Annotated in this window: 18 protein-coding genes; 5 read left to right on the top strand and 13 right to left on the bottom strand. The window is 72.4% G+C overall.

Annotation, left to right across the window (positions count from 1 at the left end):
- Positions 1–7 precede the first annotated feature (7 nt).
- The 5 genes from ACFWB8_RS12315 to ACFWB8_RS12295 form a co-directional block, all read right to left on the bottom strand.
- A complete protein-coding gene (locus ACFWB8_RS12315) occupies positions 8–694 on the bottom strand; it encodes a response regulator (protein ID WP_385224990.1) in 687 nt (228 codons plus the stop codon).
- The gene (locus ACFWB8_RS12310; RefSeq protein ID WP_385224988.1) at positions 691–3,297 is read right to left on the bottom strand and encodes an ATP-binding protein; all 2,607 of its coding nucleotides are present in this window, start codon (positions 3,295–3,297) and stop codon (positions 691–693) included. Before ACFWB8_RS12310 ends, ACFWB8_RS12315 begins: the two co-directional genes overlap by 4 nt.
- A gap of 184 nt (positions 3,298–3,481) precedes the next feature.
- Complete coding sequence (locus ACFWB8_RS12305) at positions 3,482–4,261, bottom strand: DUF3710 domain-containing protein (protein WP_385224986.1); 780 nt, start codon at positions 4,259–4,261, stop codon at positions 3,482–3,484.
- Between the two features lies 1 nt (position 4,262).
- Positions 4,263–4,796 carry a dUTP diphosphatase gene (gene dut, locus ACFWB8_RS12300; protein ID WP_385224984.1) on the bottom strand — a complete coding sequence of 178 codons (534 nt, stop codon included), beginning with the start codon at positions 4,794–4,796 and terminating at the stop codon, positions 4,263–4,265.
- Positions 4,796–5,380 (bottom strand): PaaI family thioesterase, encoded by a 585-nt coding sequence (locus tag ACFWB8_RS12295; RefSeq protein ID WP_385224982.1) that lies wholly within the window; start codon positions 5,378–5,380, stop codon positions 4,796–4,798. Before ACFWB8_RS12295 ends, dut begins: the two co-directional genes overlap by 1 nt.
- A gap of 58 nt (positions 5,381–5,438) precedes the next feature.
- On the opposite strand from ACFWB8_RS12295, the gene ACFWB8_RS12290 reads away from it, so the two are divergent.
- Entirely contained in the window at positions 5,439–5,894 is a 456-nt protein-coding gene (locus ACFWB8_RS12290) for a DUF3093 domain-containing protein (RefSeq protein WP_385224980.1), read from the top strand.
- Here ACFWB8_RS12290 and ACFWB8_RS12285 read toward each other — a convergent pair.
- From ACFWB8_RS12285 to ACFWB8_RS12270, 4 genes are all read right to left on the bottom strand, one after another.
- Positions 5,891–6,829, bottom strand: coding sequence for a hypothetical protein (locus ACFWB8_RS12285; RefSeq protein ID WP_385224978.1), 939 nt, complete (start codon positions 6,827–6,829; stop codon positions 5,891–5,893). The two genes, ACFWB8_RS12290 and ACFWB8_RS12285, sit on opposite strands and share 4 nt — an antisense overlap.
- 12 nt (positions 6,830–6,841) lie before the next feature.
- On the bottom strand, positions 6,842–7,138 hold the full coding sequence (locus ACFWB8_RS12280; protein ID WP_385224976.1) for a DUF4193 domain-containing protein: 297 nt from the start codon (positions 7,136–7,138) through the stop codon (positions 6,842–6,844).
- A 384-nt stretch (positions 7,139–7,522) separates the two neighbouring features.
- The gene (locus ACFWB8_RS12275; RefSeq protein ID WP_385224974.1) at positions 7,523–8,767 is read right to left on the bottom strand and encodes a sensor histidine kinase; all 1,245 of its coding nucleotides are present in this window, start codon (positions 8,765–8,767) and stop codon (positions 7,523–7,525) included.
- A gap of 5 nt (positions 8,768–8,772) precedes the next feature.
- Positions 8,773–9,426: a response regulator transcription factor gene (locus ACFWB8_RS12270; protein ID WP_243631034.1), complete on the bottom strand. Its 654-nt coding sequence runs from the start codon at positions 9,424–9,426 to the stop codon at positions 8,773–8,775.
- Positions 9,427–9,671: 245 nt separating this feature from the next.
- Between ACFWB8_RS12270 and ACFWB8_RS12265 the strand changes: the two genes are divergently transcribed.
- Positions 9,672–9,839 (top strand): hypothetical protein, encoded by a 168-nt coding sequence (locus tag ACFWB8_RS12265; RefSeq protein ID WP_385224972.1) that lies wholly within the window; start codon positions 9,672–9,674, stop codon positions 9,837–9,839.
- A 95-nt stretch (positions 9,840–9,934) separates the two neighbouring features.
- Here the strand turns inward: ACFWB8_RS12265 and ACFWB8_RS12260 are convergent, their stop codons facing one another.
- Both ACFWB8_RS12260 and ACFWB8_RS12255 read right to left on the bottom strand, forming a co-directional pair.
- Entirely contained in the window at positions 9,935–10,735 is an 801-nt protein-coding gene (locus tag ACFWB8_RS12260) for an inositol monophosphatase family protein (RefSeq protein ID WP_385225086.1), read from the bottom strand.
- Between the two features lie 14 nt (positions 10,736–10,749).
- Positions 10,750–11,919 (bottom strand): ferrochelatase, encoded by a 1,170-nt coding sequence (locus ACFWB8_RS12255; protein ID WP_385224970.1) that lies wholly within the window; start codon positions 11,917–11,919, stop codon positions 10,750–10,752.
- A gap of 170 nt (positions 11,920–12,089) precedes the next feature.
- Between ACFWB8_RS12255 and ACFWB8_RS12250 the strand changes: the two genes are divergently transcribed.
- Complete coding sequence (locus ACFWB8_RS12250; protein ID WP_385224968.1) at positions 12,090–13,349, top strand: MFS transporter; 1,260 nt, start codon at positions 12,090–12,092, stop codon at positions 13,347–13,349.
- Positions 13,297–14,628, top strand: coding sequence for a D-arabinono-1,4-lactone oxidase (locus ACFWB8_RS12245; protein WP_385224966.1), 1,332 nt, complete (start codon positions 13,297–13,299; stop codon positions 14,626–14,628). Before ACFWB8_RS12250 ends, ACFWB8_RS12245 begins: the two co-directional genes overlap by 53 nt.
- A gap of 10 nt (positions 14,629–14,638) precedes the next feature.
- Here ACFWB8_RS12245 and ACFWB8_RS12240 read toward each other — a convergent pair whose 3' ends face one another.
- Positions 14,639–15,493 (bottom strand): hypothetical protein, encoded by an 855-nt coding sequence (locus ACFWB8_RS12240; RefSeq protein WP_385224964.1) that lies wholly within the window; start codon positions 15,491–15,493, stop codon positions 14,639–14,641.
- A gap of 539 nt (positions 15,494–16,032) precedes the next feature.
- Between ACFWB8_RS12240 and sepH the strand changes: the two genes are divergently transcribed.
- Entirely contained in the window at positions 16,033–17,049 is a 1,017-nt protein-coding gene (sepH, locus tag ACFWB8_RS12235; RefSeq protein ID WP_385224962.1) for a septation protein SepH, read from the top strand.
- A gap of 135 nt (positions 17,050–17,184) precedes the next feature.
- Here sepH and ACFWB8_RS12230 read toward each other — a convergent pair whose 3' ends face one another.
- Positions 17,185–17,991, bottom strand: coding sequence for a sulfurtransferase (locus tag ACFWB8_RS12230; RefSeq protein ID WP_385225084.1), 807 nt, complete (start codon positions 17,989–17,991; stop codon positions 17,185–17,187).
- Positions 17,992–18,200 lie beyond the last annotated feature (209 nt).

Below are 18,200 nucleotides of genomic sequence, written 5' to 3'. Positions count from 1 at the left end.
GTGCCCGCTACCTCTCGAAGCGGTATCCCATGCCCGGTTCCGTGATGAAGTGCCGCGGGTGCGAGGGGTCCGCCTCCAGCTTGCGGCGCAGCTGCGCCATGTACACGCGCAGGTAGTTCGTCTCGGTGCCGTACGAGGGCCCCCAGACCTCCCGCAGGAGCTGCTTCTGGCTGACGAGCTTGCCGCTGTTGCGGACCAGCACCTCCAGCAGGTGCCACTCGGTGGGCGTGAGGCGTACGTCGCGCCCCTCGCGCACCGCCTTCTTCGCCGCGAGGTCGACGGTGAAGCCCCCGGTCTCCACGATCACCTCGTCCTCGCCGGACCCGGCGGCGGGCTCGGCCCGGCGTACGGCGGCGCGCAGCCGCGCCAGCAGCTCGTCCATGCCGAAGGGCTTGGTGACGTAGTCGTCGGCGCCCGCGTCGAGGGCCTCGACCTTCTCGTCGGAGCTGTGCCGGGCCGAGAGGACCAGGATCGGAACCCGGGTCCAGCCGCGGAGCCCCTTGATCACGTCGACGCCGTCCATGTCGGGCAGGCCGAGGTCGAGGACGACCACGTCGGGGTGGCGGGCCGCGGCGAGTTCCAGGGCGCTCGCGCCGTCGGGGGCCGCGTCGACCTCGTACTTGCGGGCCTTCAGATTGATCACGAGGGCTCGCACGATCTGCGGCTCGTCTTCCACCACGAGCACCCGGGTCATTGAGGTCCTGCCTTCTGTCGTATCGGGTCAAGATCGGAATCTACGGGGTCGGCGCCGGCGCGGCCTTCGGCGTCCAGCGTGACCCGCGCGTGCGTGCCCCCCCGGGGCACGGCCCGCAGGGTCAGCACCATGGTCAGTCCGCCGCCCGGGGTGTCCTCGGCGGCGAGGGTGCCGCCCATCGCCTCGGCGAAGCCGCGGGCCACGGCGAGCCCGAGGCCCACGCCGGCGCCGCGCGGCGCGTCCCCGTGCCGCTGGAAGGGGGCGAAGATGCGGTCCTTGGCCTCGTCGGGCACGCCCGGCCCGCGGTCGACGACGCGTACCTCGACCCGGTCCCCCAGGAAGCTGGCCGCCACCAGCACCTGCTCCCGCTGCGGGCTGTACTTGACGGCGTTCTCGACGACGTTGGCCACCGTCCGCTCCAGCAGCCCCGGGTCCACCGCCACCATGGGCAGGGTCTCGGGGATGTCGAGCAGCACGCTGTCCTCCGGTACGCCGCCCAGTGCCATCGGGACCACCTCGTCGAGGTCGATCTCCCGGATCAGGGGGGTGACGGTGCCGGTCTGCAGCCGGGACATGTCCAGGAGGTTGCCCACCAGGTGGTCCAGCCGGTCGGCGCCGGCCTCGATGCCCTCCAGGAGCTCGGCCCGGTCCTCCTCGGACCACTCCACGTCATCGGAGCGCAGGGAGGTCACGGAGGCCTTGATGGAGGCCAGCGGGGTGCGCAGGTCGTGGCTGACGGCGGCCAGCAGGGCGGTGCGGATCCGGTTGCCCTCGGCCTGCCGGCGGGCCTCCTCGGCCTCCCCGACCAGCCGCTGCCGGTCCAGGACCACGGCGGCCTGGGCGGCGAAGGCGCCGAGCACCCGGCGGTCCTCGGCGGGCAGCACCCGTCCGGACAGGGCCAGGGCCATGTGGTCGCCGATCGGCATGTCCACATCGGCGTCCTCGGGCCGCTCCACCGGGTTCGGTCCGACTCTGCCGGCCCGCTTCCAGGGCTCGACGTCGGCCTCGCGCTCCAGCAGGGCCACCGATTCCATGGCGAAGGTCTCGCGGACCCGCTCCAGCAGCGCGTCCAGGGCGGTCTCCCCGCGCAGCACGCTGCCGGCCAGGAAGGAGAGGATCTCGGACTCGGCGCGCAGCCGGGCGGCCTGGTGGGTGCGCCGGGCGGCCAGGTCCACCACGGAGGCGACCGAGGCGGCCACCCAGAAGAAGACCGCGATGGCGACGATGTTCTTGGGGTCGGAGACGGTGAAGCGGTGCAGCGGCGGGGCGAAGTAGTAGTTCAGCAGCAGCGACCCGACGGCCGCCGAGGCCAGCGCCGGAAAGAGCCCGCCCAGCAGGGCGGCGGCCACGGTCAGCGCCAGGAACAGCAGCATCTCGTTGGCGAGGCCGGGATCGGTCTGGATGTGCGTGAGCAGCGCGGCGAGCAGCAGCGGCAGGAGCACCCCGACCACCCAGCCGGCCACGATGCGGGCCCGCCCGAGCCGGGCGGCCGACCGGGCCACGGGCAGTCCGCGGCCCTTGGCGACCTCCTCGTGGGTGACGATGTGCACGTCGAGGTCGGGCCCGGAGTCGCGGGCGACGGTGAGCCCGACGCCGGGGCCGAGGACGTACTGCCAGGAGCGGCGGCGGCTGGAGCCCAGCACGATCTGGGTGGCGTTGACCCCGCGGGCGAATTCGAGGAGGGCCTCGGGGATGTTGTCGCCGATCACATGGTGAAACGTTCCTCCAAGATCTTCGACCAGGGTCCGCTGGACCGCGAGCTCCTTCGGCGAGGCGGCCGTCAGCCCGTCGCTGCGGGCGATGTAGACGGCCAGGATCTCGCTGCCGGAGCCCTTGGCCGCCATCCGGGAGGCCCGGCGGATCAGCGTGCGGCCCTCCGGGCCGCCGGTCAGGCCCACCACGATCCGCTCGCGCGCCTGCCAGGTGGAGCGGATGCCGTGCTCGCCCCGGTACTGCTGGAGGTACTCGTCGGTCCGGTCGGCCACCCACAGCAGCGCGAGCTCGCGCAGGGCGGTGAGGTTTCCGGGGCGGAAGTAGTTGGACAGGGCCGCGTCGACCTTGTCGGGCTTGTAGATGTTGCCGTGCGCCATCCGTCGGCGCAGCGCCTGCGGGGACATGTCGACGAGCTCGATCTGGTCGGCCCGCCGCACCACCTCGTCCGGCACGGTCTCCCGCTGCCGGACGCCCGTGATGGACTCCACCACGTCGCCGAGCGACTCCAGGTGCTGGATGTTCACCGTCGAGATCACGTCGATCCCGGCCCGCAGCAGCTCCTCCACGTCCTGCCAGCGCTTGGCGTTGCGCGAGCCCGGCACATTGGTGTGCGCCAGCTCGTCCACCAGCGCGACGGCGGGCATGCGCGCGAGCACCGCGTCCACGTCCATCTCGGTGAAGACCGCCCCGCGGTAGGTGAGCTCCTGGCGCTCCACCTGCTCCAGGCCGTGCAGCATCACCTCGGTGCGCGGCCGCCCGTGGTGCTCCACGAAGCCGACGACACAATCGGCGCCCCGCTCGACCCGGCGGTGGCCCTCGGAGAGCATCGCGTACGTCTTGCCGACACCGGGTGCCGCGCCGAGATAGATCCTGAGCCTGCCGCGTCCCATGCGCCCCATTCTCCGGGACGTCCCCGCTGTTCACGCACGGATGACCGCCCGGACGGCCATCCCTGACGCAACCCTGACGCCGGCGTACGCCCCCGGACGGGCCGGTGGGCCGTACCCCGCTCGGGAGTACGGCCCACCGGCCGAAAACGTGCGCACGGGACCCACGCGGCCACCGCGCCCGGGGTCAGCGGACCTCGGTGATCTCCGGACCGCGCTCCAGCTGGCCCATGCCGCCGGAGAAGCGCGAGCCCTCCTGGTCCTCCGTCTGCACGCCGTCCGGCACCATCTGCGCGTCGTTCGGCAGCTTCAGGACGATCGGGTCGCGCGGGGCCATCGGGCCGTCGCCGCGGACCACCACGGTGTCCAGGAAGATCCGCTCCAGCACACCGGCCGACTCGGGGCGCACCGCGCCCTGGCCGGAGATGACACCGCGCAGGAACCAGCGCGGGCCGTCCACACCGACGAAGCGGACCAGCTGGGCGCCGGTCTGCCCGTCCGGCAGCGGTACGGGCACCTGTGCGCGCAGCTCCCAGCCCAGCGGACCCTCGACCTCGTCGATGATGCCGCCCTGCTTGGTGATGCCCTCGGCGATCTCCTCGCGGACCTCGCCCCAGATGCCTTCCTTCCTGGGCGCCGCGAAGGCCTGCAGCTGCACGGCGCTGTCGCCCAGGACCACGGTCGCGGCGACGATCGCGTCCCCGGCGACCTCCACGCGCAGTTCCATGCCCTCGACACCCGGTACGAGGATGCCGCCGAGGTCGACCCGGCCGTCCTCGGGGCTGCCGGGCACCTCGGAGACGTCCCACGGGCCGTCGGGCCGCGGGGCCGGCGGCAGGTTCACCCTGCGCGGGCCGTCGGAGTCGAGCTCCGTGGCGTCGTCCCGCTCATCAGCCACGCCGTCGACGACCTGCTCGGCCGCGCCGCCGTCGTTGACGGAGTCGTTCTTCTTGCGACGTCCGAACACGTCACTGTCCTTCCCGGTCGGATACGACCGAAGCGTAGCCATTCCCACCCTGCTGACCAGCGCCGGATCCGGCCACGGCCGCATGACCACCGGTGGAGCCGAAACCCCCCTCGGCCCGCGCCGAATCGGGAAGCTGTGCCACCTCGTGGAAGCGCACCTTCTCGACTCGCTGGACAACCAGCTGGGCAATGCGGTCGAAACGCTCGAACCGGACGCTCTCGCGCGGGTCGAGATTGACCACGATCACCTTGATCTCCCCACGGTACCCGGCATCCACCGTCCCCGGGGCATTCACGAGCGCGAGCCCGCAGCGTGCGGCCAGGCCGGAGCGCGGGTGCACGAACGCCGCGTACCCGTCGGGCAGCGCGATGGCGACCCCGGTGGGCAGCACCGCCCGCTCGCCCGGCTCGAGCTCCGCGGCCACCGTGGTGACCAGGTCGCAGCCGGCGTCACCGGGGTGACCGTAGGCGGGGATCGGCACCTGCGGGTCGACGCGCCTGATGGCCACGTCCACGCCGGTGTAGTTCTCAGACATCAGGGGTTCACCTCGAAGGCGCGTGCGCGCCTGACCTGGTCCGGGTCGGCCATCGCCGCCCGGATCTCCTCGGGCCGTCCGTTGTCGATGAAGTGGTCGACCTTCACCTCTATGAAAAGGGCGTCCGCGCGCAGGGCGACGGGCCCCTGCGGACCGCCTATTCGACCGACGGCGCTGGAGTAGATCTTCCGTCCGGCGACGGCGGTGACCTCGGCCTCCAGGTACAGGACGGTGTCCACCGGCACGGGCCGCACGAAGTCGGTCTCCAGCCGGCCGGTGACCGCTATGACGCGCAGCAGCCAGTTCAGGGAGCCCAGCGTCTCGTCGAGCGCGGTGGCGAGCAGACCGCCGTGGGCGAGGCCCGGCGCGCCCTGGTGGGCGGCCTTGACGGTGAACTCGGCGGTGACGCGCACGCCTTCTCCCGCGCGGGCCTCCAGGTGGAGCCCGTGCGGCTGGCCGTCGCCGCAGCCGAAACAGCGCTCGTAGTGCGCGCCGAGGAGCTCCCCGGGTGCCGGGGCATCGGGGTGCCGGACCGGCGCGGCGGCGTCGGCCGGGGGCGTCAACGCTGTGTTTCGTCCACTCACAGCCGCAGACCTTACCCGCGCGGCTACCCGGCGGTCGCCTCGTGGCAGGCTTGGCGGCATGCAGCTCTCCCCCGCGCACCACGACGAACGTCTGACCGCCCCCCGCTCCTGGTGGGGCATCGCCGTCCTGACCGGCCTCGCCTGTGCGCTGATGCTGCTGCCGCTGGGGACGCTGCCGCTGCTGGCCGGACTGTTCGGGGGCACGGCGCTGACGGGGCTGCTGGTGAGCTCGTACGGGTCCGCGCGCGTGCGCGTGGTCAACGGCGCCCTGGCCGCCGGCGAGGCCCGGATCCCGGTGACGGCGCTGGGCGACCCGGAGGTCCTCGACCCCGAGGAGGCCCGGGCCTGGCGCACGTACAAGGCCGACACCCGCGCCTTCATGCTGATGCGCAGCTACGTCCCGACGGCGGTCCGCGTCGAGGTCACCGACCCGCAGGACCCGACCCCGTACGTCTACGTCTCCACCCGCGAGCCCGAGGCACTGGCCTCGGCGATCCGCGCGGCGAAGGGCTAGGTCCCGGCGCCGCCCGGGCCGGGGCCCTGGCTCCGCTCCGGGCCCTCCACCGCGGCCCTGATGGCCTCGGGAAGGGGCTGGGAGGGCCGCTCCAGGGGCGGGAGCTGCCGCAGGGCGCCCCAGGGCACGGCACGCGCCCGCAGGTCCGTACGCACCTTCTCGGCGAGCTTGCGGGTGCTGCGGCGGTTCACGACCGCCCCGACCGCCGCACCGATCAAGAACGGCATCAGGCTCGGCGTGCTGCGGAGCATCCGCTTCATGATCTGTTGGCGCAGTTCGCGCTTCATCTGACCGCCGAGCGCCGCATTCAGCGTCGCCGGCTTGGCCAGGTCCACCCCGCGCTCTTCCGTCCACGCGGTCAGGTAGGCGAGGTGGCGGTCCTTGAGCGAGCCGGGCGGCCTCAGCCCGTAGACCTCGTGCAGCTCGGCGACGAGCTTCAGCTCGATCGCCGCGACGCCGGTGATCTCGGCGGCCAGCTCGGCCGGCACCGCCGGCGGGACCGGCAGCATGGCCGCGGCGCCGATGCCCGCGCCGACGGTCGACGTGCCGTTGGCGGCGCCCGCGATCAGCTTGTCGGCAAGCTGATCCGGATCGAGGCCCGGGAACTGGGCGCGCAGGGTCGCGAGGTCCCGAACCGGAACGCGCGGTGCGTTCTCGATGATGCGGTCGGTGATGTAAAGGGCGGCGGCCCTGGCACCTTCGCCGCCCTTGCGTACACCGTTCTTGACGGCTTGCAGCCGATGAGCCCCGTGCCGGTGGCGGGACTCCTCGTCGGCCTCCGTGGCCGACGGCACCGCCGGGGCGGTGTCGGAGGGCACGGCGGGGTCGCCGGGGGCTCCAGGGCCCGTTTCCGGGCCCGTGGCTCCCACCCGCGTCTCCGCCGGATCACCAGACTTTCGAAAGCGCCGCTTTCGAAAGGGTGTCGAGCCAGTCACGGCCGACACCTCTCAGTCGCAGTCGCGACAGATCGGCTGACCGTTCTTCTCACGCGCCAGCTGGCTGCGGTGGTGTACCAGGAAGCAGCTCATGCAGGTGAACTCATCGGCCTGCTTGGGCAGCACACGGACGGCCAGTTCCTCGTTGGAGAGGTCCGCGCCGGGAAGCTCCATGCCTTCCGCCGCGTCGTAGTCGTCCACGTCGACGACCGAAGACGACTTCTCGTTGCGCCGGGCCTTCAGCTCTTCAATGCTGTCGTTGTCGACGTCGTCGTCGGTCTTGCGTGGGGTGTCGTAGTCCGTTGCCATAGTTCGCTCTCCCCCTCTGGGATTTAGCGGGTGTCTCAGCGCACGTAACGCGCGAGAGGCCGGACTTGTGCCCGACCTGAGGCGGAGATTTTGCCTCACATCAAGGTCTGTTACTCAATCGACACCCAGCCGGCCGCCCCGAGGGGTATTTGGCTGCGATGTCGAGCGGGACCGTACACGGTCTTGGGGCCGTCTTGCACAAACGCCACCCCGTGTATTTCCCGCCATCAGGGGTGCCGGAAACCCGGACTTCCCGGGCTTTCCGGCCGCCCCGGGGTCACTGGCCGCACAGGACCCGACGCTCCTCCCTGTGATCGATCACACAGGAGCGGACGCCTTCCCACTCCCGGCATTCAGCCAACAGCGAACAAGCGCATGACCAGGTCACAGGGGAAGAGTGACACGCATCACGAGGCCACCGCCCTCGCGGGGGATCGCCTGGATCCGTCCGCCGTGTGCGCGCGCCACGGAGCGCGCGATCGACAGACCGAGCCCCACACCCTTGTCACTGCCCGTGCGCTCCGTACGCAGCCGTCTGAAGGGCTCGAAGAGGTTGTCCACCTCGTACGCGGGAACAACGGGACCCGTGTTCGATACCAACAGGACGGCCTGGCCGTGCTGGGCCTCGGTCGTGACCTCCACCCAGCCGTCCTGCGGGACGTTGTACCGGACGGCGTTCTGCACCAGGTTCAGCGCGATGCGCTCCAGCAGCACGCCGTTGCCCTGGACCACGGCCAGCGCGCGCTCGCCGCGGATCTCCACGCCCTTGGCCTCGGCCTCCCCCCGCGCCTGGTCGATGGCGCGCGAGGCGACCTCCGCCAGGTCCACGGGCTTGCGCTCGACGATCTGGTTCTCGCTGCGGGCGAGCAGCAGCAGGCCCTCGACCAGCTGCTCGCTGCGCTCGTTGGTGGCGAGCAGGGTCTTCCCGAGCTGTTGGAGCTCCACCGGGGCCCCGGGATCGGAGAGGTGCACCTCCAGCAGCGTGCGGTTGATCGCCAAGGGCGTTCGCAGCTCGTGCGAGGCGTTCGCGACGAACCTCTGCTGCGCCGTGAAGGCCCGCTCCAGCCGGTCGAGCATCTCGTCGAAGGTGTCGGCGAGCTCCTTGAGCTCGTCGTCCGGACCGTCGAGCTCGATGCGCCGGGTCAGGTCGGAGCCGACCACCCGGCGGGCGGTACGGGTGATCTTGCCGAGCGGCGACAGCACCCGGCCGGCCATCGCGTAGCCGAAGGCGAAGGCGATGATGCTCAGGCCCAGCAGGGCCATCAGCGACCGGCTCAGCAGGTCGTCCAGGGCGTGCTTGCGCTGGTCGAGGATGCACTGGCCGATCGCGGCGTTGAACTGGTCGATGGACTGGTCGATGCCCACCCCGGAGCAGGTGGAGCTCGTGACCTCGACCTTCTGCCCGCCGACGATCTTGAACGGGAGGGCGTTGCCCTCCTTCAGGGCCGTCGCGGCCAGCAGGTAGATGATCGACAGCAGCAGGATGCCCGCGATCAGGAACATCCCGCCGTACAGCAGCGTGAGGCGTATGCGGATGGTCGGCCGCAGCCAAGGGAAAGGACCCTCGGGCTGGCCGGGGTCCCAGGTCGGTTTCGGTGGCGCCGGTGGTGGCGCCGGGTTCGCTGCCACCGCCGTCAGATCCGGTAGCCGGAACCGGGCACGGTCACGATGACCGGCGGCTCGCCGAGCTTGCGGCGCAGGGTCATGACCGTCACGCGCACCACGTTGGTGAACGGGTCGGTGTTCTCGTCCCAGGCCTTCTCCAGGAGCTGCTCGGCGGAGACCACGGTCCCCTCGCTGCGCATGAGGACCTCCAGCACCGCGAACTCCTTCGGCGCCAGCTGCACCTCCTTGCCCTCGCGGAACACCTCGCGCCGGTTCGGGTCCAGCTTGATCCCGGCGCGCTCCAGTACGGGCGGCAGGGCGACGGTGGTGCGCCGCCCGAGCGCCCGCACGCGGGCGGTCAGCTCGCTGAAGGCGAAGGGCTTGGGCAGGTAGTCGTCCGCGCCCAGCTCCAGGCCCTCGACCCGGTCGCTCACGTCGCCGGAGGCGGTCAGCATGAGCACGCGCGTGGGCATGCCGAGCTCGACGATCTTCCGGCAGACGTCGTCGCCGTGCACGAGCGGGAGGTCCCGGTCGAGCACGACCACGTCGTAGTCGTTCACCCCGACCCGCTCCAGGGCGGCGGCGCCGTCGTACACGACGTCCACGGCCATGGCCTCCCGGCGCAGTCCGGTGGCCACCGCATCGGCGAGCAGCTGCTCGTCCTCGACGACGAGTACGCGCACGTCGTTTCCTTCCTTTGAGCCCTGAAGGGCACACGTGTATGGCGCCTCCATCCTGCCGGTTTCAGCCGTAAACCGGCTGTAAGGCGCCTTGCGGCGGCCCCGAGCGAGGCGGAGGTGAGGATTCCCTCGCCTGGCGAGGTTTCTGGGCCCAGGGGGCAGGGGAAGACGACTGCACACCCCGAACATTCCCTGACGGCGGACAGTCACGTGCCGCCGCCGAGCCACGAAGAGGGGGCGCACCCATCATGGACGCATTCACCGCGGGTCTCCTGCAGCGCATCAGGAGCACGCAGTCGGACCTCAGGCAGGCCCGCGAGACGGGCGACGACTTCCTCGTGGAAGTGGAGCAGGCGGAACTGGAAGACCTCCAGCGCCTCGCAGCGGAACACGGCGTACCCGTATCCGTCTGCTGACCACGCACCACCCGACCCCGCACCACCGCGAACCCCGGCCGCCCACCCTCGGCAGCCGGGGTTCCCCCATGCACGGGCCCTGTGCCCGGCGGCGGTCAGTCGTGCCAGGCGCCGGCCTCCTCCAGCAGCGGCTGGAGCGAGGCGAAGACGGCCGGCCCGGCAGCCAGGGCCAGCTCCCCCGAGGCCCGCTCGCCCGGCCGCCCGCCCGTCAGGGCGCCGGCCTCGCGCGCGATCAGCTCGCCCGCGGCAAGGTCCCACGGGTTCAGCCCGCGCTCCCAGAAGCCGTCCAGCCGCCCGGCGGCCACGTCACACAGGTCCAGCGCCGCCGAGCCGCCGCGCCGGATGTCGCGTACCAGCGGGATGATCCGCCGCGCGACCTCTGCCTGGTGGGCCCGCCGGGTCTGGACGTACGCGAAACCGGTGGCGATCAGCGCCTGGTCCAGCGGCGCGGCCGGCCGGCACGCGAGCCGCGCCCCGGCCATCCACGCGCCGCCGCCGAGCACGGCGTGGGAGGTCTCCCCGCGCATCGGCGCGGCCACGACGCCCACCACGGTCTCCCCGCGGTACTCGGCCGCGATGGACACGCCCCAGTTCGGCAGCCCGTAGAGGTAGTTCACGGTGCCGTCCAGCGGGTCGATGACCCAGCGCACCCCGCTCGTGCCCGGGGTGTCCGAGCCCTCCTCGCCCAGCAGTCCGTCCTCGGGCCGCCGTTCGCCGAGGATGCCGGTGATCAGCTTCTCCGCGGCGATGTCCATCTCGGTCACCACGTCGATCGGGCTCGACTTGGTCGCGGCGACCGCCAGATCGGCCGGCCGCCCGTCACGCAGCAGCTCACCGGCCCGCCGGGCGGCCTCCAGGCCCACGTCCAGCAGTTCGGCCTTCAGCTCGTCAGAGATCACGGTCCCTCTCCCTACGCGTACGGACTGTCCACGCCCGCGGCCGCCGGCCGGGGCCCCCGCGCCGGGCAGCAGCCCACGGCGCACAGATCATGACTCGCCCCGAGCAGGCCGAGCGCGCACCGCTCCACGCTCTCGCCGCGTTCGGCCGCGGCCCGCTCCAGCACGAGGTCCCGCACCGCGGCGGCGAACCGCGGGTCGGCCCCGACCGTCGCCGACCGGGCGACGGGCAGTCCCAGTTCGGCGGCCTTCGCCGTGGCCTCCGTGTCGAGGTCGTACAGGACCTCCATGTGGTCCGAGACGAAGCCGATCGGGACCATCACCACCGCCGGGGCGCCGGCCTCGTGCAGCGACTCCAGGTGGTCGCAGATGTCCGGCTCCAGCCACGGGATGTGCGGGGCCCCGCTGCGCGACTGGTAGACGAGCTCCCAGGGCAGTTCGGTGCCCGTCTCGGCCCGTACCGCGTCCGCGATCACCCGGGCGACGTCGAGGTGCTGGTTCACGTACGCCCCGCCCGCGCCGCCCTCGGTGTGGTCCTCGGCCGGACCGGAGGCGTCCGCCGCCGCGGTCGGGATCGAGTGCGTGGTGAAGGCCAGCCGGGCGCCGCCGCGCACCTCGGCGGGCAGCGACTCCAGCGCGGCCAGCACCCCGTCGATCATGGGCTGCACGAAGCCGGGGTGGTTGAAGTAGTGGCGCAGCTTGTCCACCTTCGGCAGCTCGGCCACCCCCTCCCCGGCGAGCGCGGCCAGCGCGTCGGCGAGGTTCTCGCGGTACTGCCGGCAGCCCGAGTACGAGGCGTACGCACTGGTCGCGAGGACCGCGATGCGGCGGCGCCCGTCGGCGGCCATCTCCCGCATCACGTCGGTCAGGTACGGGGCCCAGTTGCGGTTGCCCCAGTAGACGGGCAGGTCCAGCCCGTGCTCGGCGAAGTCCCCCCGCAGCGCGTCCAGCAGCTCGCGGTTCTGCCCGTTGATCGGGCTGACCCCGCCGAAGCCGAAGTAGTGCTGCCCGACCTCTTTGAGCCGCTCGCGCGGGATGCCGCGCCCGCGCGTGACGTTCTCCAGGAACGGCACGACGTCGTCGGGTCCCTCGGGGCCGCCGAAGGACAGCAGCAGCAGGGCGTCGTACGGGGCGGCGAGGCCTTCGGCCACGGGCGCTTCGGGGGCACGGAGCTGGTCAGACATGTCTCGAATCCTGCCACCCGGCACCGGCTGCCGAGAACCGGCCTGGTCCCGCCCCTGCCCCGCGCCGGAGGTAAGGTCACCCTTACTTCCTGTTCGTTCCTTCGCCATGCGGGTGCCCAGTCGGCGGTCGTAACCTGTATGGGCCAATGACGTCCCTTACGGAGGGCACCTTGCCCAGTCCCTACCGCGCGATCTTCTCCGCCCCCGGGAGCCGGGGGTTCAGCGCGGCCGGCCTCATAGGCCGGATGCCGCTGTCCATGGTCGGCGTCGGCATCCTCACGATGATCTCCGAGCTCACCGGCCGGTACTCGCTGGCCGGCGCGCTCACGGCCACCCTCGCGCTCGCCGCCGCCGTCGTCGGCCCCCAGGTCTCGCGCCTGGTGGACCAGTACGGCCAGCGCCGCGTGCTGCGCCCGGCGACCCTGCTCGCGGTCGCCGCCGTCGCCGGGCTGCTGCTCAGCGCCGCCAGCGAGGCGCCGGACTGGACCCTCTTCGTCTTCGCGGCGCTCGCCGGGTGCGTACCCAGCGTGGGCTCGATGATCCGCGCCCGCTGGACCGCGATCTACCGGGACTCCCCCCGCGAGCTGCACACGGCGTACTCCCTGGAATCCGTCCTCGACGAGGTCTGCTTCATCTTCGGCCCGATCCTGGCCATCGGGCTCTCCACCACGTGGTTCCCCGAGGCCGGCCCGCTGGTCGCCGGGGTCTTCCTGCTGGCGGGCGTGTGGTGGCTGACCGCGCAGCGTGCCACCGAGCCCGCCCCGCACCCGCGGGACGAGCAGGGCGACCGGACCTCGGCGCTGCGCTCCCCCGGACTCCAGGTGCTGATGGCCACGTTCGTGGCGACCGGCGCGATCTTCGGCTCCATCGACGTGGTGACCCTGGCCTTCGCCGAGGAGCACGGACACAAGGCCGCCGCGAGCTTCATCCTCGCGATCTGGGCCACCGGATCCTGCCTCGCCGGCATCGTCTTCGGCCTGCTGCACCTCAAGGGCAAGCCCGAAGGCCGGTGGGTGCTGGGCATATGCGCGATGGCCGTGAGTATGATCCCCCTCCTACTGGCCGGGAACCTTCCGTTTCTGGCCGTGGCGCTCTTCGTCTCGGGCCTCGCCATCGCTCCCACGATGATCACCACGATGGCCCTGATAGAGGCGCACGTACCACGCGCGAAGCTGACCGAGGGCATGACCTGGATCAGCACCGGCCTCGCGGTCGGTGTCGCGCTCGGCTCCTCCGCGGCCGGCTGGGTCATCGACTCGGCCGGGGCGAGGACCGGGTACGTCGTCTCCATCTCGGCGGGAGCGGCCGCGGCGGCGGTGGCGTTCGCGGGATACCGCCGGCTGACGAGGCCGGCGCAAGGGGAGGAGCCAGCTACCGATGGGGACGGCGACAGCAGGGAAGAACGGCGCGGCACCGACCGCGTGGCATAACTGGGCGGGGAACGTCAGCGCCACACCCGCCCGCGTGGTGACTCCGGCCTCGGTCGGGGAGCTTCAGGAGGCGGTCCGCCGGGCCGCCGAGGACGGACTGAAGGTGAAGGCCGTCGGGACCGGCCACTCGTTCACCGCGGCGGCCGCGACCGAGGGCGTGCTGGTACGCCCGCAGGCGCTGGCCGGGATCCGGTCGGTCGACCGGGACGCGGGCACCGTGACGGTGGCGGCGGGCACCGTGCTCAAGGACCTCAACCAGGCCCTGGCCCGGCAGGGCCTGTCGCTCACGAACATGGGCGACATCATGGAGCAGACGGTCTCCGGCGCCACCAGCACCGGCACCCACGGCACCGGCCGCGACTCGGCCTCCATCGCCGCCCAGATCCGCGGCCTGGAGCTGGTCACGGCGGACGGGAGGCTGTTGAACTGTTCGGAGAAGGAGAATCCGGAGGTCTTCGCGGCGGCGCGGCTGGGCATCGGGGCGCTCGGCATCGTCACCTCGATCACCTTCGCGGTGGAGCCGGTCTTCTTCCTGACGGCCCGTGAGGAGCCCATGAGCTTCGACCGGGTGACGGCCGAGTTCGACCAGCACCACGCGGAGAACGAGCACTTCGAGTTCTACTGGTTCCCGCACACCGGCAACTGCAACACCAAGCGGAACAACCGCAGCCAGGGCCCGGCCGCCCCGCCCGGAGCGGTCAGCGCCTGGGTCGATGACGAGCTGCTGTCCAACGGCGTCTTCCAGGCCGTCAACTCCCTGGGCCGCGCCGTCCCGGCGGCCATCCCCGGCATCGCCCGGATCGCCAGCCGCGCGCTGTCGGCGCGGACGTACACGGACATCCCGTACAAGGTGTTCACCAGTCCGCGACGGGTCCGGTTCGTGGAGATGGAGTACGCCCTTCCGCGCGAGCGCGTGGTCGAGGCGCTGCGGGAGCTCAAAACCATGGTGGACCGCTCCGACCTGCGGATCAGCTTCCCGGTGGAGGTGCGGACGGCTCCGGCGGACGACATCACCCTGTCGACGGCCTCGGGGCGCGAGACCGCGTACATCGCGGTGCACATGTACAAGGGCACCCCGTACCAGGCCTACTTCACGGCCGCCGAGCGGATCTTCACCGCGCACGGCGGGCGGCCGCACTGGGGCAAGGTGCACACGCGGGACGCGGAGTACTTCTCCGAGGTCTACCCGCGCTTCGGGGAGTTCACCGCGCTCCGGGACCGGCTGGACCCGGAGCGGATGTTCGGCAACGACTACCTGCGGCGGGTCCTGGGCGAGTGAGCCCGCGGGCTCAGGAGGGCGTCTGCTGACCGCTGCCCGGGCCCGAGTTGCCGGGGCCCGAGTTACCGGGGCCCGAGTGGTCCGGGGCCGACCCGCCCGGGGTCGGCGTCTTGCCGGGCTTCGGCGGGGTCGGGCTCGGGCTCGGCTTCGGGCCCCCTGAGTCCGATGGGCTCGGGCCGGGGCTCGGGCTCCGGCCGCCGGGCGAACCCGAAGGGCTCGGGGAGGTCCCGGACTCCGGGGTCTCGCCGCCCTTCCCGCCCTCGCCGTCGTTGTTCTCGGCGTCCTTGCCGTTCTTGCCGTCCTTCTCGCCGGTGCCGGATTCCTTCGCGGGCGGGGAGGGGTCGTGGTCGGGGGCCGTGCGCAAACCGCCCGTGAGGATGGTGCCGCCGCCCTCGCTGATCGAGGTCCCCGCGAGCGCCTCGTACGTCCCGAGGCCGCCGAGCGCGATGGCGAAGGCCGCACCCGAGGCGACCGCCGTGCGCTTCCAGCCCCGTACCCGGGTGCCGTGCACGGTGGCCTCGCCGAACTCCCCCGGGGGCAGGGCGCCGCCCTCCTCGCCCGGCACCGGCACCGGCTCCGCCACCGGCAGCTGACGGGCCCTCGGGCAGGCGGTCTCGCGCAGCTGGTCGCCGGTGCGCTTGAAGAAGTGCTGGATGACGGGTCCGCCGGCGGTGGCGACCACGCTCACCACACCCGCGCCGAGGATGGTTCCGTAGACGCCCATCTGCGAGGCGAGCAGGGCCGCCGCGACGGTGGCGAGGGAGGAGCCGGCGATCTGGGCCACGCTCAGATCGAGCTTCTTCTTCCCGTCCGTCTCCTTGGCATCCTCGGTCGATTCGATGCCCTGCGTCGTCTTCTGTCCCATCCCCAACCTCTGTGCGCCCTGCCTCGTCCGCTTCACCGCTCTCAGTAATGACCGACGAATCAACCGAAGCGAAGAGTTCCATTTCTGCCGATTCTGTGAAGCAAGACACCCGAAAAGGGGCACGCGTGCAGGTCCGGCCGGATATCGACCGGACAGAGGGCAGCCCAACTCCCGCCGTCCGGGACAAGTTCGGCGGCGCGGCGGTCCACCCAGGTGGTCCGAATGGAGTACTGTGGCGAGCCCTGGGGCCGTCCTTCCTTACGGATGTCCGGACTCGGGAGAGGGGGCCGACTGATGGAAAAACGGCACTCGAGACCGGCGATGCCGCGGTATTGCACGGATTCCTGCTGCGCACAGTAATCGCTCGGTCACTGTGCGTGCTCAACAGGTAACCGTGCCATAACGGCGATCATGGGCGCATGCCCGACACGCCGGTTGAACTCGGCAAGGTTGTGGCAGGCTGCACCCGGGCAGGCCACACTCGACTAGCGGAAGCAGCGACGCACGTGACGTCGGCAGGCACCACCCGGGAGGTCCCCATGCCCGAACTGCGTGTCGTGGCCGTCTCAAATGACGGCACACGACTGGTGCTCAAGGCTGCGGACAGCACGGAGTACACGCTTGCGATCGACGAGCGTCTACGGGCTGCCGTGCGCAACGACCGTGCGCGCCTGAACCAGATCGAGATCGAGGTGGAGAGCCACCTCCGCCCCCGCGACATCCAGGCCCGCATACGGGCCGGTGCCTCCGCGGAGGAGGTCGCCCAGCTCGCCGGCATCCCCGTCGACCGCGTACGCCGCTTCGAGGGCCCCGTGCTCGCCGAGCGCGCGTTCATGGCGGAGCGGGCCCGGAAGACCCCCGTGCGCCGCCCCGGCGAGAACACCGGACCCCAGCTCGGCGAGGCCGTGCAGGAGCGCCTGTCGCTGCGCGGCGCCGAGAAGGAGACCGTGCAGTGGGACTCCTGGCGCCGCGACGACGGCACCTGGGAGGTCCTGCTGGTCTACCGGGTCGCGAGCGAGTCGCACTCGGCGAGCTGGACGTACGACCCGCCGCGCCGGCTGGTCGTGGCCGTGGACGACGAGGCCCGCTCCCTGATCGGCGAGTCCGACGACCTGCCGGCGACGCCGGAGCCGAGCTTCCCGTTCGTACCGAGGATCGCGCGGCTGCCGCGCGACCGGCCGCTTGACCGTGCGCTCGACCGGCAGTTGGAGCGCCCGGTCGCGCCGGCTCCGCCGGAGCCGGAGGAGGAGCGGGACACGCTGACGAGCCTGCTGGAGGCGGTACCGAGCTTCCGCGGCGACCTGGTGGTCCCGGAGCGACCCGCCGAGCCGCAGGACGAGGAGCCCGAGGCGGAGGAGGCCCCGGCGGCATCGGCCGGCGCCGGTACCGCGTACGCGGACGTCCTGATGCCCCGTACGGTTGCCGGCCACCGCGACCGCCTGACCGGCACCACGGACCGCCAGGCGGAGGCCGACGGGGTCCGCCCGGGCCGCCGCGCGGCGGTACCGAGCTGGGACGAGATCGTCTTCGGGACCCGGCGCAAGAAGCAGGAGTAACAGGAGTAAGGGGTGCGCGCAGCCGGGGCCGCACCGGCTCCGGCTGCGTTTTCGCGCCGTGCCGCGCCCGCCTTTCCTTCGGCTGCCTTTGCGCGGCCGGCGTGCCCCGGCCGGCGGCCGGGGCCGCGTCCGGCGCTACTCGGGCTGCGGGCCCGTGGCCACCGGGCGCGCCGGGTCCGAGGACCACTCCGACCAGCTGCCCGCGTACAGGGCCGCCGGAACGCCCGCCACCGCCAGGGCCAGCACCTCGTGCGCTCCGGAGACGCCTGAGCCGCAGTAGACCCCCACCGGAGTGCCGGCCGAGGCGCCCAGTTCCGCGAAGCGGGCCCGCAGCGCGGGTGCCGGGAGGAAGAGGCCGTCCGGGCCGACGTTCTCCACGGTCGGCGCCGACACCGCGCCGGGGATGTGGCCGCCGACCCGGTCGATCGGCTCCACGTCCCCGCGGTAGCGCTCCCCCGCGCGCGCGTCCAGCAGGGTGCCCGCCCGCGCCAGAGCCGCGGCGGAATCCGCGTCCAGCAGCCCGAGCGCTCCCGGAGTTGGCTTGAAATCGCCCTCCTCCGGAGACACCGGATCGGCCGTCACCGTGCCCCCCTCCGCCGTCCAGGCGGCCAGGCCCCCGTCCAGTACCCGTACGTCCCCGTGACCCGTCCAGCGCAGCAGCCACCACGCTCGGGCGGCCGCCCAGCCCTGACCGCCGTCGTACACGACCACCGGCGCGCCCGCACGGACCCCGGCCCTGCGCACGACCGCCCCGAAGGCCTCCGGATCGGGCAGCGGGTGGCGGCCGCCGGACCCCGCGGGACCTGCCAGTTCGCGGTCGAGGTCGACGTAGACGGCGCCGGGCAGGTGCCCGGCCTCGTACTCGGACCGCAGATCGGGGCCGCCGAGCTGCCAGCGGACGTCCAACAGCACCGGCGGCCGGCCGCCGGCGAGCGCGCCCATCAGTTCGGCCGCCGAGATGATCTCGGAGTGCGCGGGAGTCGCGGGGTTCGCGGGAGTAGCAGTCATGCGGCCCATCTTCCTCCCCACCGAACTCCCCGTGTAACAAGCCCGACATCGACGGGCGCACTGATTCGGTCATCTCTGCCCGGCTCAAGCGAAACGCGGCCGGGTCGGGGCGCGCCCGGGGCCCGGGAGTGGAAGCATCAGCC

It is taken from the genome of Streptomyces sp. NPDC060031 (assembly GCF_042736805.1).
GTDB lineage: Bacteria > Actinomycetota > Actinomycetes > Streptomycetales > Streptomycetaceae > Streptomyces.
Note: the sequence above shows the minus strand (reverse complement) of the source record. Positions and strands in the feature narration are given on the sequence as shown.